This window comes from Vibrio hannami (genome assembly GCF_029589055.1).
GTDB classification, from domain to species: domain Bacteria; phylum Pseudomonadota; class Gammaproteobacteria; order Enterobacterales; family Vibrionaceae; genus Vibrio; species Vibrio hannami.
In genome coordinates this window covers 1,299,329-1,314,505 of record NZ_JARQZP010000007.1, presented here as the reverse complement: position 1 = coordinate 1,314,505, position 15,177 = coordinate 1,299,329, and the positions used below count along the sequence as shown (strand labels likewise).

Annotated in this window: 11 protein-coding genes and 1 pseudogene; 6 read left to right on the top strand and 6 right to left on the bottom strand. The window is 41.4% G+C overall.

The window, feature by feature from the left end; translation table 11 throughout:
* Positions 1–33 precede the first annotated feature (33 nt).
* The 4 genes from P7F88_RS20410 (at position 34) to P7F88_RS20395 (ending at position 6,733) form a co-directional block, all read left to right on the top strand.
* Complete coding sequence (locus P7F88_RS20410) at positions 34–2,358, top strand: efflux RND transporter permease subunit (RefSeq protein WP_422128314.1); 2,325 nt, start codon at positions 34–36, stop codon at positions 2,356–2,358.
* Complete coding sequence (locus P7F88_RS20405) at positions 2,358–3,179, top strand: outer membrane lipoprotein-sorting protein (RefSeq protein ID WP_277827779.1); 822 nt, start codon at positions 2,358–2,360, stop codon at positions 3,177–3,179. The genes P7F88_RS20410 and P7F88_RS20405 overlap by 1 nt, the downstream gene beginning before the upstream one ends.
* Positions 3,180–3,252: 73 nt before the next feature.
* Complete coding sequence (locus P7F88_RS20400) at positions 3,253–4,413, top strand: hypothetical protein (RefSeq protein WP_422128312.1); 1,161 nt, start codon at positions 3,253–3,255, stop codon at positions 4,411–4,413.
* A gap of 19 nt (positions 4,414–4,432) precedes the next feature.
* Positions 4,433–6,733: a right-handed parallel beta-helix repeat-containing protein gene (locus tag P7F88_RS20395; RefSeq protein ID WP_277827777.1), complete on the top strand. Its 2,301-nt coding sequence runs from the start codon at positions 4,433–4,435 to the stop codon at positions 6,731–6,733.
* Positions 6,734–6,972: 239 nt separating this feature from the next.
* On the opposite strand, the pseudogene P7F88_RS20390 reads toward P7F88_RS20395, so the two are convergent.
* The 6 genes and pseudogenes from P7F88_RS20390 to P7F88_RS20365 form a co-directional block, all read right to left on the bottom strand.
* A pseudogene (locus P7F88_RS20390) lies at positions 6,973–7,967 on the bottom strand (nucleotidyltransferase domain-containing protein).
* Positions 7,968–8,049: 82 nt separating this feature from the next.
* The gene (locus tag P7F88_RS20385) at positions 8,050–8,940 is read right to left on the bottom strand and encodes an HprK-related kinase A (protein WP_277827775.1); all 891 of its coding nucleotides are present in this window, start codon (positions 8,938–8,940) and stop codon (positions 8,050–8,052) included.
* On the bottom strand, positions 8,933–9,223 hold the full coding sequence (locus tag P7F88_RS20380) for a hypothetical protein (RefSeq protein ID WP_277827773.1): 291 nt from the start codon (positions 9,221–9,223) through the stop codon (positions 8,933–8,935). The genes P7F88_RS20385 and P7F88_RS20380 overlap by 8 nt, the downstream gene beginning before the upstream one ends.
* Before the next feature lie 28 nt (positions 9,224–9,251).
* Complete coding sequence (gene prsR / locus P7F88_RS20375) at positions 9,252–10,592, bottom strand: PEP-CTERM-box response regulator transcription factor (RefSeq protein ID WP_277827771.1); 1,341 nt, start codon at positions 10,590–10,592, stop codon at positions 9,252–9,254.
* Between the two features lie 96 nt (positions 10,593–10,688).
* On the bottom strand, positions 10,689–12,725 hold the full coding sequence (prsK, locus tag P7F88_RS20370) for an XrtA/PEP-CTERM system histidine kinase PrsK (protein WP_277827769.1): 2,037 nt from the start codon (positions 12,723–12,725) through the stop codon (positions 10,689–10,691).
* A 126-nt stretch (positions 12,726–12,851) separates the two neighbouring features.
* Positions 12,852–13,760, bottom strand: coding sequence for a PEP-CTERM sorting domain-containing protein (locus tag P7F88_RS20365; protein ID WP_277827767.1), 909 nt, complete (start codon positions 13,758–13,760; stop codon positions 12,852–12,854).
* 496 nt (positions 13,761–14,256) lie between these two features.
* On the opposite strand from P7F88_RS20365, the gene P7F88_RS20360 reads away from it, so the two are divergent.
* On the top strand, positions 14,257–14,589 hold the full coding sequence (locus P7F88_RS20360) for a hypothetical protein (protein WP_277827765.1): 333 nt from the start codon (positions 14,257–14,259) through the stop codon (positions 14,587–14,589).
* A 5-nt stretch (positions 14,590–14,594) separates the two neighbouring features.
* A complete protein-coding gene (locus P7F88_RS20355) occupies positions 14,595–15,164 on the top strand; it encodes an N-acyl amino acid synthase FeeM domain-containing protein (protein ID WP_277827764.1) in 570 nt (189 codons plus the stop codon).
* Positions 15,165–15,177 lie beyond the last annotated feature (13 nt).

Sequence of the window (15,177 nt, the reverse complement as noted above, 5' to 3'; positions counted from 1 at the left end):
AACCCAACATTTTACGGATAAAATGGGGGAAGAGTGGATAATCATAACAATGCTCCGTCATCTGCCGTAAAACGGTGGTTAGTTTCCTCTGTTCATTTTCCTGTGCTCACACTCGTGGGCTGTATCTTACTTGTCACCTTATCGAGTATTGGCGTGAAAAACCTCTATTTCAGAGGTGATTACAATATCTTTTTTGATAAAGCGAATCCGCAACTACTTGCTTTTGAAGAGATCCAGGCCAGGTTTTCAAAAACAGACAGTTTGGCGGTGGTTATTGCACCTGACAACCGTGACGTCTTTACACCAGAAACACTGACTCTTATTCAGCGCTTCACCGAAGAAGCCTGGCTGACACCTTACTCCAGCCGAGTCGACTCACTTTCAAACTATCAGCATACCGAAGCGATTGAAGATGATTTATTGGTCGAAGACCTGGTTCCTGAGTATTTCGAATTCCAGAATCAGAATATAGAAAAAGTAAAACGAATTGCGTTAAGTGAACCTGTTACTAAGCATTCTATTGTGTCTGAGAAAGGTGATGTGGCCGTGATAAATATTACGGTTCAGTTACCAGAGATAGATAAAACTTCAGAAGTCGTAGAGGTTCACGATTACGTATCTGCACTTATTGCTAAGTATGAAGCTGACTACCCGGGGACAAGCTTTTACAAAACGGCAGTCGTAGCGATGAACCACGCATTCATGACATCCGCGCAACATGACATCCTCACTCTGGTGCCACTTATGTTGGTTGTGGTGCTGATCATTCTTACTTTCTTATTACGCTCCTTTGTCAGTGTCATGGCTACTTTAGTGGTGATTATCACATCTGTTACCTCAACGCTTGGCTTATCAGGCTGGGCGGGCATGTATATGAATATCGCTACGGTGAATATCCCAACGTTAGTTCTGACGCTGGCCGTTGCAGATTGTGTGCATATTATTGCGACGATGAGGCATCAAATGGAGGTAGGTGACACTAAAGCCGAGGCTGTTTTTGAAAGCTTACGCATAAATGCCTTACCCGTCATTATTACATCGGTTACCACGGCTATTGGCTTTTTGATGATGAATATGTCTGACTCTCCGGTACTCAGAGACTTTGGTTCTCTGGCCGGCATGGGCGTTATGATCGCATGTATTCTCTCACTGACGTTATTACCGGCAATGCTTATGCTCCTTCCTGTGACGTTCAGAAGCGGGAATCAGGATGAGAGCAAAATTGTGGATTATCTGGCGGATTTTGTTATTGGCTACAGGCGAATCATTTTACCTACATTTGTCGTCATTATTGCCGTAGCGGTTGCAGTAATACCTCAGAACAAAATTAACGATGATTCGGTGAAATACTTTGGTAAACAGAGTGAGTTCAGGCAGGCCGTAGATTTTATGCAGGAACGTATCAGCGGTATGGGAACAATCAGTATATCGATAGATACGAATGAGCCTCACGGAATAGTCGCGCCTGAATTTCTTTCAACAATAGAAAGCTTTACCGAATGGCTTCGTCAACAACCAGAAGTTGATCATGTTGCATCAATGTCGGATGTGTTTAAACGCCTGAACAAAAATATGCATGCGGATGACGACAGTTATTACAGGCTACCCGGAGAGAGAGAGCTTGCTGCGCAATACTTGCTGATGTATGAGATGTCGCTACCATTTGGTTTAGATCTGAATAACCAGATAAACATCGATAAGTCGTCACTAAAGATTCAGCTAAAAACCGATAACATGGGAAGCTCTGAACTTATCAATCTTGAAAACCGAATCCACGAATGGATCAGGACAGATTCTCCACCCGGGCGCTCTTACGAAGTAAAAACCTCCAGTCCGTCTCTTATGTTTGCCCATATTGGGGAAACCAACATGAGAAGTATGCTGGTTTCACTACCAATTAGTTTATTGCTGATCTCGGGATTGCTTTTTCTGGCGTTACGTTCTTACAAGTTAGGGTTACTCAGTATTGTCCCGAACATGGTTCCGGCTCTTTTAGGCTTTGGTATTTGGGCATTAATTTCCGGGGAGGTCAACCTGGGACTCTCCGTTGTAGCTTCGCTAACGCTGGGTATCGTGGTTGATGACGCAGTCCATTTCCTTACTAAATACAAATACGCTCGGTCGGATGGGAAAACACCGGAAGAGGCGATACGCTATGCATTTCATACGGTCGGACGCGCGCTTTGGATTACAACAGTGGTATTGGTCGCCGGCTTTCTTGTGCTCGCATTGTCATCATTCAGATTGAACTCTGATATGGGGAAACTCAGTAGCATTGTTATATTTCTGGCTCTGGTTGTGGATTTCTTTTTACTTCCATGCCTACTCATGATATTCGACAAAAAGAGGAGTCACTAATGAACTTCTTCTCCCTAAGTGTTGCATCACCATTCACGCGTAAAGCTCCAGGCTTTTACCTGCTTTTGAGTGTTTTTATCTTGTCTCCTTCCTTTGTACTCGCCGATGCGGTGAAAGGGTTAGAGATCGCTAAAGAGAGGAAAGCTCGAGATATAGGCTGGCAAGACAGCACTGCCTCGATGGAGATGATTCTGAAAAATGCCAGTGGCGATACGGCCAACCGTTTAATGCGGATGAAATCATTAGAGGTTGCAAATGACGGAGACAAAGGGCTGACGGTTTTTGACGAACCAAGGGATGTGAAAGGAACCGCATTTTTAAGCCATTCTCATACGCAAGGCGCTGACGACCAATGGTTGTATCTCCCGGCATTAAAAAGAGTCAAACGCATCTCCTCCAGAAATAAGTCCGGACCGTTTATGGGGAGTGAGTTCGCGTACGAAGATCTGACGTCGTTTGAACTGGAGAAGTACGACTTCAATTACGTCAGGGATGAAGCTATCGATGGAGTGTCACTTTTTGTTGTTGAACAGAAACCACACGACAAAAAGTCTGGCTACAAAAGACAAGTTGTATGGCTGGATAAAGACGAGTATCGGCCACACAAAGTTGAATTCTACGATAGAAAAAATGCGTTGCTGAAAACACTGACATTCCAGAATTACGAGTTGTATCTGGATAAATATTGGCGAGCTCATACTTTGGAGATGATTAACCATCAAACGGGTAAGAGTACAACTTTAAAAACCATGAACATCAAGTTTCAAACTGGGTTAGAAGAAAACGATTTCAATAAAAACATATTAAAACGGATCAAGTGAGCGTGAAGTTATGTTTGGTTTTATATTCAGAATATTCACCTCGAGGCTGAAAATAATAACATCGTTATTCATCTTGCTTTTGTCATGGAGTTTTACCACCAACGCAGAAATCAGCAACTTTGATTTCGGTGGCTATACAAGTGCTGACTACCGATATTTTTTTAGTGAGGGAGAGTTGGGACAAAAGCAGTCACAGCCTTCTATTGTGCTTCGGCCTGAATTTTACTGGGATTTAAGTGGCGATGAGCACGATGCTTCTATTACATTCACGCCTTTTATCCGTTATGACGATCTGGATAGTGAAAGAACTCATGGTGATATCAGAGAACTTCTTTATTTGAGCGCCTGGAGTGATTATGAGTTTCGCTTTGGTATCGGCAAGGTTTTTTGGGGAGTTACCGAGTCGACCCACCTGGTTGATGCGATCAACCAGACTGATGCCATCGAAGCCCTTGACGGAGAAGATAAGCTTGGACAACCAATGCTAAACCTTTCGATTATAAAAGACTGGGGAATCACGGAGTTTTTCTATCTGCCATATTTTAGGGAACGTACATTTCCTGGTGCTGATGGCCGCCTGAGAACGTCCTATGTGGTCAATACGGATAAAGCCAGATATGAGTCGAGTGACGAAGAGAAGCATCAGGATTTTGCATTGCGTTATTCTCAGATGTTTGGGGATTGGGACTTAGGCCTTAGTTATTTGTATGGAACAGATAGGGAACCTGTATTTCTTGTTGAAGGTTATGAGTTGATCCCGTATTACGCTCAAATGCACCATATGGGTCTGGATCTACAGGGAATAGTAGGTGACTGGTTATGGAAGTTAGAGGCTATTTATAAAGATAGTTACCAGAACTACAGTGCTACGGTAACCGGATTTGAATATACCTGGGTCGGGATGTTTGGTTCGGTGTGGGATCTCGGGTTCATTGGCGAGTATCTTTATGACTCGCGCGGTACTAACTCTTTAGCTATTGGTCAAAACGACTTTTTTACGGGCTTTAGGTTTGTTTTTAATGATGAAGACAGCAGTGAGTTATTGTTTGGGCTTACGCAAGATCTGGATAACTCGGACGTTCAGATATACCGGCTAGAGGGCTCTACACGGTTAACCAACCATATGAGTGTAGAGTTAGACGCCTGGGGATTTTTTAATGAAACACCAACCGATCCTTTATACTCGATTCGCAAAGATGATTTTGTGGAACTGGTTCTGAAGTACTATTTTTAATGTTTTAAAGGACTTCACTATGCTGCGCATTAACATCGTTCTCCTTGTGCTTGTTCATTTTTCTGCATTCGCCATCCCTCTAAGCGAAGGAGAAATTATTGTAGATGGTGTTACCGTCGAAGATATGAAACAGGCAGAAAAACTGATAAGCGACGGCAGTACTATTTATCTCGGACCGGGTATCTACTCTAACGGTATTCATATAAGAAAAAATAACGTTACTTTATCCGGGAGTGAAGGCACTCATTTTGTTGATGCCGCGATAGAGGGGAAAGCAGCAATTGTCACTTCGGGAGAAAATACGGTAATTGAGAACATTGAGTGCAGTAGAATAAAAGTGTCTTCGGGGAACGGCGCTTGTATCAGGCACCAGGGAAGGAATCTTACCGTACTTTACAGCTATTTTCATGATAGCCAACAAGGCATTCTGGAAGCAAAAAACAATGGCTCTCTTACAATAAAGTATAGTCGGTTCGAAAGGCTCGGAAACCGTGGACGAGCGCATGGTATTTATACAAATGGAGCGGAGCTGACAGTCGAGAACTCTACATTTTTATCCATGGTTAGTCAGGGGCATGCTATCAAATCAAGATCGATAGTAACTACCATCAACAATACGTTTATTTCTACCGAAGATGGTAAAGATAGTCGACTGATAGATATTTCTTCTGGGGGTATTCTCAATCTTTCAAACTCAGTATTGATACAGACCAATTCTACGGTAAACCGCCAATTGATTGGCTTTGGTTTAGAGCGAATGAACACCAACCGAAAGCATCATCTGAATATTCAAAATAACCTTGTTATTGGGGAAAGAGAGAGAGGGAACGAGTATATTTTAGTCGCTCCTCCAAAAAAGTGGGATGCGAAAGTAGAGTTAGTGTCAGAGGTGCACAGCAATGTAATAGTTGGAAAATACTATGATATCGACAAGTGGAAATCCGGAAACACATGGTATAAAGATAGAGCTGACGCGGGCCTGTCGCTAGACAATAGCTCCTTCCTAAGTACATTGAAGTCCACACTTGCCTTACTTTCTGATGCAGAGCTGTCTAATGCTAATCATGACTCATTCAGAACGGTTTATCATTCGGAAAAAGAAGAGAGTGAAGAAGCGAAAATCTTATTCGAACCTGAAAACTGGACACTGGTTGGACCAGACCACACTAGTGCCCGGTCTTTGTTGAACTCAAAGAATACCGTATTCGTTGATAGCTCGAAGTCTCTAATTAAAGCTTTAAAAAACGCGCAACCAGGTCAGACAATTGTTATTGAAGACGGTAACTATAAGCTAAAAGCCAAGAAGATTAAAATAAGCAACCAAAGGACTGATAAGCACTCTCCAATCCATCTGACAGCAAGGAACCCAGGGAAAGTAACACTACAGCTAGCTTCGCTAGAAGGTATATATCTGAATCAACCACACTGGATCATTTCAGGCTTGAGGTTTCAGGGAATATGTAAGAAACATGGTCAGTGTGAGCATGCAATTCATGTAGTCGGAAATGCTTCGTTTACCCAGATTCTACATAATGAGTTTTTAGATTTTAACGCTGCAATAAAAGTGAATCGAATTAAAAAGGCCTTTCCAGACAATGGTGTTATTCAATTCAACCATTTTTATTCTTCTGCACCACGAAATACTAACCACCCGGTGACACCTATTAATATAGATCACGGTAACAATTGGTTAGTATCCCGGAATATAATTCAGGACTTTATAAAAACACGTGGGAATAAAGTGAGCTATGCTGCTTTCATTAAGGGAGGATCTTTAGGTGGGGAGTTTAGTAATAACCTTGTCGTGTGTAGTACAGATACAGCGATGGCACGTGGAAGATCAACTGTTGGTTTATCCATCGGCGGGGGAGGGATGAAAGACAGAAGAGATAACGCCAACTTTGAAGCGAGTAACGTGTTGGTTAGCAACAACATTATTTTTAACTGCAGTGATGTTGGAATCTACGTAAATAAAGGAAAAGACAGTTTAATTCAAAATAACTCTTTAATTAACACATCTGGTATCGATGTGCGCTTTCTCGAGTCCGATGCATTGGTAATTAATAACCTCTACTCAGGAAAGATTAGGAAGCGGGATAATGCTACAATCAAAAAAAATAGCGGTAATGTGCAATTATCCAGAACATTAAGCCTGACAGATGATTTAAAATCGTTTGCGTTATCGAAGGCATTTAACGCACTTACTCAAGGTAAGAATGGAACACCTGTAGATGCGCCTTATGACTTCTGTGGTAAGAAACTAACAAATCACTTTGTTGGTGCTTCACAGGATTATCGGCGTTGCTTCGACAATAAGTAATATTAGTTGGATTGCTATGTGGCGTATTAATCATGGCCTCTAGAACTGCATAATGATAACGGGGTCTCGTTCCCATGGTCCCCGTGGGAATGTATATCAGATTTAAAGTTATCAGCCAGAATACAAACCGTAATTGGTGTAACTATTTGTTTTTTTTTAATATGTTTTGCCTATGTTTTTAACCACGGTATGCATTACCACGCAGAGCGTGGGAACGAGGTAGGTTGCTATCCAATCCCTTAAATTATCAACTCCTCTTCCTTCTTATTGCTATTAAAGCGAGTCAGCACTTTATTGGTGAGGTGAGGGATCAAAAGATATATAGGCATTCGTTTAAAATGGCCTCTCCAGTAAAGAAAGAGCTCAGCAATATCGTGACCAAATTTACGATTCTCCGGATACGAAAATGAAAATACCCTGATATAGGCAAAGTCTAGTACTTGTTGAGTCAACTTATCAGGTCGGCTTTTGTTGTAGTATTCGATTACAAAAGCAGGAGGCAGGAAGTTAAACACAAGGTGACAATAGCGAATCGCCAAATATACCGAATCAGCATTGCCCATTTGATCTTGTATCTCTATAAGTTGTCGCCAAAATCCCTCATCTGAAGCGTTTGAGCTAAATAATATATAGAGGTCAAAAAGGTCTCGTAATCCTTTCGAATACTCACTCTCATAAAACAGATGTATGGCGCTGTGTATCACCATTGCGGGAGGGCTAAACACTTTGGGGCCAGTTCCCTGGTTTGAAATATTTACCGTGTGCTGCATAAGAACTTCAGGTGAAGGGGACTGCCTTAAGGTTTTGGGAAGGATATTAAAGTGTAAATCCAGCTCTGTTCTACGTTCTATGTGCCTGAGTGGAGGTATCTCCTGAGACCATTCACGATAAAATTTTTCATCATGGTTATTTACATGAGCCTGTATCCAGCCTTTAGTGGATAGCTTTGATTCAACTTTGGCAAATCACCTTCAGAAACTAATATATCAATATCGCCCATAAGCCGACCGCGAAAATCGTCGATATTTGACAAGTGATACGCTGCCCCTTTTAAGTATACCCAGCTGATATTTAGCGAATTAAGATGAAGATAAAACTCTTGTGATTCGTTTTCTAAACACTGGCGTTGGTTAACGTATTTAAGCTCGGCCGCTTCTAAATGTTCTCTCGCTTTTAATGGCAATTGATCCCAAATAGCTTCTCGAATGCAGAGGTGTTTTAATTGAGCAAGCATATTATGATATCTGGCTTCCGCTATGATTTTAGATAGCGCAGGCGCTGAAATCGTCGTTATTAGTTTTGGTTCAGAGAGTATGTCAGATAGCATCATCACAATATTGTTCTTCTATTAGATTATTTAGGGCATTTTCACATGCACTAAAGTTGTTGTACTCAATGTACACAGCGCTTGTTTTTTCGACTAACTTTCTGGCGCAAGCAAACCCCGATTTACTCAATAAGTTAAAGTTAAAACTGTTTTTTACGATCTCTGCCAAAGCCGAACATTTATCTACCGGCTCAACATAGCACTCTTCACTGGCGTTATAATTTACAAATACAATATGAGCGGGTTCTACCGGTATGTGTGAGTTCTCAACACTTTCTTCCGGTGCCCGGAGTAAACTGATGGTCCCTTTATGCGTATCTTTTGCCACCTCACTAAAATCAGCCGGTTTAAAATAACGACTCATTAGATCTATGGACTGATTCTTAAGATTGATAGGCCTCCCAAGGCCATACATCGTTAGTTTTTCTGGTGAAATCAGCGCAAGTTCATCCGAAAGTAGTCTCCAGCCTCTCGAAACTAGGTAAGCACAGAGTGTACTTTTGCCCGATCCAGATGCAGCCGTAATGATGATGCCCTTGCCGTCTTTTTCTAATGAGGCTGCATGTATGATCAGATACTGATTAGCGTTGGTTGAGATAACCCAGTTCATTCCCCATTCCAACATTGCATGAGCCTGATCGAGGGGGAGGGGCTTAAACGGTACCATTCCAGAGAATCTGAATTTAACTTGTGGCTTAAACAAGCGCCTGTAAAATGGCCCATGCTCAACGGATACATAATAGTCAATGAATAGATTTGTATCGGATATGACAAGATTTTTTCCATAATGGTGCTCAACATACCTCTGAATAGACGATACGTTTGATTTCACCGAAAAGTGAAAAGGGCCCGCTTTTAAAATGTATTCTTTATCAGCCATTGTCATTATTTATTTCGTCGCGAAGAATTATTTTCATGTCCAGTAGTTTGGTAACAACCTCGGAACCGAAATCAGGGTTTTGCTCGATATAATTATCGAGGGTTTGATCAAAGCAATCGGTCTCCTGTAGCGCTTTAACAAAATCAACAAACTCTTTTTTGCAAAGGAGAACTTCCGCATTGATTGGGCTATAGACCACGGCTTTATCACCATGACTATATACACACTCTTCAATGTTGAATTCATTATTAAATCGATAATTGTATGCCTGAGCTATGAACATAAACCTTCAATGTGCTCCTCATATAGAGTTATTTTTGTAACGAGTACTTGTCCATCAGGGAATAAAGTGTAGGGCGTGTAATTCCAAGCATAGTCGCAGTGTGAGACATATTCCCGTTATTGATAGATAAAGCTCTGTTTACAGCCTGTTTTTCTGCTGTTTCTCTTACTTTTTTCAAATTGAGTTCAATGGTGTGCTCTGAATAATCTGGCGATAAAGCCAAATCAGTAGCATTAATTTGTTTAGAGTCGGATAGTATTGAAGCTGATTTAATTTTGTTCTGCAGTTCACGGACGTTTCCGGGCCAGCTGTGTTGCATTAGAGCCTGAATTGCATCATCAGTGAACCCTGTTATCTGACGGCTGTTTTGTTTATTGTTCTGGTCAAGAAAAGCTCTCGCCAGCAACACGATATCTTCGCCACGCTCTCTGAGTGGGGGGATATTTAGGGTAATTTCACTGATACGGTAATACAGGTCTTCACGGAAGGTCTTCTCCGATACCATCTGTTGCAGGTTCTGGTGAGTAGCACAGATAATTCGTACATCTACAGGGATATCTTCTCTGCCGCCAACCCGAGTGATAACTTTCTCCTGAAGAAAACGAAGAATTTTTGCCTGAAGGGGATAGGGCATATCACCGATTTCATCAAGAAACAGCGTGCCACCCTGAGCAAATTCTATCTTCCCTATTGTTGTTTTTTGGGCTCCGGTAAATGCGCCCTTTTCGTAACCAAACAGTTCGCTTTCTAACAAAGTTTCTGGGATAGATGCGCAGTTAATGGCGACAAATGGTTCGTCTGTGCGCTGGCTTTGATTATGAACCGCGCGGGCTAGTACTTCTTTACCAGTGCCACTTTCACCCAAGAGCAAAGTTGTTATTTCGGTTGGAGCAACGCGTTCCACCATTTTACATACTTGCTGTATCTGGTAAGAGCTGCCAATAAAACCATTATTATTGAGTGTCAGGCTTTTTAATTGCTCATTTTCCTGCTCTATGTTCGCTATAAAAAAGGCGCGGCTAACAATGACGTTCAATATATCGTCGTCTATTGGCTTGCTATAAAAATCATGTGCGCCCATTTTTACTGCCTGAAGAGCATTTTCTTTCTCGTCGTTCCCTGTAATGACGATGACTTTGGAGCTTGGGGATAACTTTATGATTTCCTCTAAGGTAGCTAAGCCTTCGCTTATGTTATCAGGGTCTGGTGGCAGGCCTAAATCCAGAGTAATTACTTTAGGTTCATAACGTCGTAAGGCAGCTATAGCTGAAGCTCGATCTTCTGCGAACACAATATTGTATTCTGAGAAAGCCCACTTAAGCTGTTTTTGTATCCCTAAATCATCTTCTACAACAAGAACTGTTTCCATTATTCAGCCCTATATTTATATGGTGACAACAAGGTGCCTTTACTTGAGTATAATACCTATATGCCACTAACGAGTACCTACAACTAAAGTTCATTTTTAAGAAACCATTGGAAAAATAATCTTAAACAGGGTTCCCTGGCCGGGTGTAGAATAAACCTCTATATGCCCACCTAATTGATTGACCAGCTTTTTGGCATCGTAAGCACCTATTCCCATACCCGAGTTTCCTTTAGTAGTATCAAAAGGTTTAAATAGTCTGTTCTCTATAAAATTCTCACTCATTCCTACTCCGTCATCATGAACGTTTATCATGAAGTGTGAGTTGTCGTGTTCAGTGGATACTTCAACTCTCCCATTGTTATCAGTAGCTTCCTGAGCATTCTGTATAAGATGAGATAAGACGTTGTCAAATCGCTCTTTATCGGTCTTTAATGTGAAATCGATATCGCTGAGATTTGTTAGTGTAGGGGACGGTTTTTTGTTTGAAAGTGAGGTACAGGCGCTTTTCAGAGACGAGTTAATAGAAACAGAGTCTTTAGGCTTGTCTTCTACGCTTTTTTTCCTCAGTTGAGTAACTACTTTGTCTAATCTGCTAACGGCTGAATCTATGGTAATAAAAGCATCTTCGATAAATTCGGGGTTATCTCCGTGCTTCTTCGCGTTTTTAGAGAGCAACTGGAGCTGAGCCAGGATGTTTTTCAGGTCGTGTGCGAGAAAGGCAGACATCCGGTTAAAGGTGTCAAACTGCTGATTTTCACTTAATGTCTTATTACTTCTATGCAAATGCAAATAGACAGAAAGTTGTTTACTGATAGCCCACATTAAGTCTCTGTCTTCCCAGTTCATTGCATGAGTAGAATTAGGTGTGGATAACAGACACGCACAATGCGTTCCGTCCTGTCCGGGGATAGGCACAATGTGATTAATTAAGCATGCGTTAGAAACAGTTTCAGCGTTGAACTCAAAGGGGACATCAGGCTTACTCTTCTTGAGTTCTTCAAGGTCGATTATCCACTTATGTTTTATTGAGGTCACAACAAGGTCAGATAACAGTTCAACATCATTAACTAACGTGGTGTCGTGGTTGTAATCCGCAAGCTTCTTAAGTTTTCCTCCTTCTACACTCACGATAACACCGTGTTCACAGGCAAAAGGACGTATCATGGCATTGAGTGCGGTTTGATAAGGGGATTTTTCGGCTTCCTCCAGTACATTCGCAAATCGTACCCACTCTTCTCTATATTCGTACTTGTTGGCGTAAAAATGTTTGGTAATGAAAACCTTTAGTTTCCTTCTTAAGGACTCAGAGAGAAAAAGTACAGCTAACAACAATCCGCTTAAGGCAAAAAAGACGTTTTGAATCATACTGCCCCAGCTACCACCTACATATTTGATGTAGTATCCCGCCACGGCCATTGTGACAAGGTAACATCCAGCAGCGGTGAGCAGAGTGCTGTGATAGACGACATCTCGAGAGATATAAACGCGGGATGCCCAGGGTTTAACTCTTCGGGCAGTAAGTAAAATAAGCGGAACAGGAATGATGTTGACCCAGCCACGGGCATTCCAGAATGGAGAATCTACAGTGTTGGTAAGTACAATATCGGCATAAAGGGCAAAATCATATGCAAATGCGATTCCAAGCCCAAGGCATATCGGTTTAATCGTCCATCGGTTGACGAGTTCGGTTCTTCTGAAAAGTTGTTCAATTACCCATAGAACGACAACAGTCTGAGCGAGATGTGTAGCGAATAGATGACTAAATTTAATTGTATCAAATACGAAATAACTTGCTTCTAATACAAAGCTTATAACAAACAGACTGGAAAGTACTTTCGTTAGAGTACTGAGTTTGAGTATTTCACTAAAATGGTTGAAATTGGCTAGGGTGACGCTTATCAGCAGAAACCAGGATAAGTTCCGGAGGGACTCACTTGCCAGACTCGGTAGCATAGATGAATTATAGGTAGCATGGATGGCACAAGTCACTGACCAGATAAAAGCTAGTAGGCTAGCGATAAGCAACAAAGTTTTCTGTTGGCTATTTTTTCTGGTGGTGAGCAGCAGCAACAAAAGAAATGCATACCCAATAGAGGTAACAATATAGCCTGAAGCACTAAGTATTAAATTCAAACCACTGCCTTAAAGGTTAGTCTTTATTTATTAATATTAGCCAATACCGATTTAAATGCTTAAAAAAACAAAGCCCTTGCGTAAGCAAGGGCTTATATGTGAACCAAATTATTATCTGTTCAGGTATTAACTTTGTCTTCTGCGGCGTTGTAATCCCGCTAGTCCTAATAGACCAAGTCCCATCAAGCTTAGCATTCCAGGCTCTGGAATCTTAGCCGCGTCAAGGTTACCATCGTTTGTTGCAGCAACACCGAATGCACCGTCAAAGTCCAGTAACTCACCTGTGTGTAGGAAGTATTGTTCGATGATTGTACCTACAGTAGCTTCAGGGTCCGTTGCTAACTCAACAAAAGAGAGAGTAGTAGTATAGTAAATACTCTGTCCAAGCTCTGTAGTCAGTGCTACATCGAATAGGTCTTCCCATGCCTCTAGTATGCCGTCACCGTTAATATCGTAGTAGATATAATTATCTTGCAAGATATCACTAATTTCGAAGGTTAGATCAATAACGTATTCACCTATAGCAGGTACGAATGTACCAAAACCATGTACTATAGACATGGTCAGAATATCAATATCGGAACCAAGAATAATACCGTTGGCGTCTGTTTGCCAAACTTTCCAGGTCAAATCACCAGTTTCAAAGTCGTAAGAAAGTGGTGCTAATGGGAAAGGCGTCGCATTTGTATAGGTACCAGTCCAGTTATCAAAGACTGAGGTCACCATATAGTCACCGAAATCAGCACTTTGCCCGTTATAGTTACCGCCTGTAGAGAACAGGTAACCGTAGTCTACGAAGGTATCGCCAGCGTCTATCAAAGTGGCATCTGCACCTTTGTCAAATGTAGAGTCCGCGAAACTAGCACCATCATAATCAAGATAGTTGAATGCGGTGACATTATTTACATCACCACTACCTGTAACATCAAGACCCCAAACGTCAACGTCTTCGAGATTCAGGTGTGCCGCAGAAACATTTGAACTCAACACTAGGGCGCCGCTTATCACTAACGCTTTTAAAAGTTTGTTGTTCATATTCCAATCCTTTTTAAGAACGGGATTCCAATATCCCCTGCCTGAATATTGCAATAGTGGTGCCAATATGATTAGTTATGATAAAACAGAGAGTTAGTTTGGTTTATAAGCGATAAGAACGTTATACATGTTGTAAGTGTAAAAAAAGCTGTCAATTAAATTGTATTAATTTAAGTCAACAAGGCTGAATTATTATCTTATTTGATTTCCAATCTGACTAAGTTCAGTGTAAACAGTGGTTTACTGATGTTAGTCTCAATAGCTCATGACTCTGATTAACTGTAAAATAAATAGACACCTTACGTTTTTATAGAAGAAAGTAGTAGGTTTAATAGAGTCAGATATCCCAAAAATTAGAATTAACTTTAGTATGTATATATAAATAAACTGAGTTGGTGAATAAAGCTACATATTTAGTTAATTGGCATATACTAATAATATAGTTAAGACCAAACGAGCTTATTTAGCGTTTGCCCTGACATACAAGGAGGGTATTGTGAGCAAGCAGAAGACACCTCAAGGCGTAATGAATGGCAGGACAGTGCCTGTTGAGCGACGAAACGAAGTTCGCTTATCGAAGGACAAAGAACAGAGTGCCAAAGTCAGATCGGTGACCTATAAAATAGCGTCCGATAAAAAGGACCTGGAAGATGCCTATGGCCTTGTTTGGAGCAACTATGTTGAAACCGGATTGCAAAGAGCAGACGATATTGGAATACGATTTACCAAGTATCATCTTCTACCTAATACGCGAGTATTTGTTGCCCACTACCATGAAGAGCTAGAGGAAGGAAACCCGGCTAAGTTCAAAGGGGAGGTAAGTGTGTAGGAACCGTGACGCTTATTGTTGATGGTCCTATGGGACTTCCGATGGAAGAGTTTTGCGGAGACGAAATAAAGAAATTACGTGAGCAAGGCCGCCGGGTTGCGGAAGTTGTGGCATTTGCGGTCAATCCTAAATACACCCGCTACAAAGTCTTTTTGCATATGTTTAAGTTGTTGTTCCAGTTTGCAGGCTTAAAGGGGGTGACTGACCTATGCTGCTCGGTGACAGAAAGACACGTGAAGTTCTACCGAAAGGTGTGTTTGTTTGAACCGATGGGCGAACTGGTTCCCTATTCTGCAGCTTATAAACTAAAGGTACAGGGGCATCGTCTCGATATTGAAGAGGCAAATAGGAAATCCCGTGAGTTTTATGGCGGCCGTGAGTTTGATGCTGATCTACACCGCTTCTTCTTTAGTGAAAACTTTAGCAGGAAAAAAGGTGAAGGTAGACCTCTATCTGAAGATGACATCAGCTACTTTGTAAAAGAGAGAACCAATTTTATAGATACGCTGGAAACTCATGATCTCGATATCCTACGGAGTGAATATCGAAATGAAGGATTAAGTTTCCCAATTTAAGCGAGTTGTATGA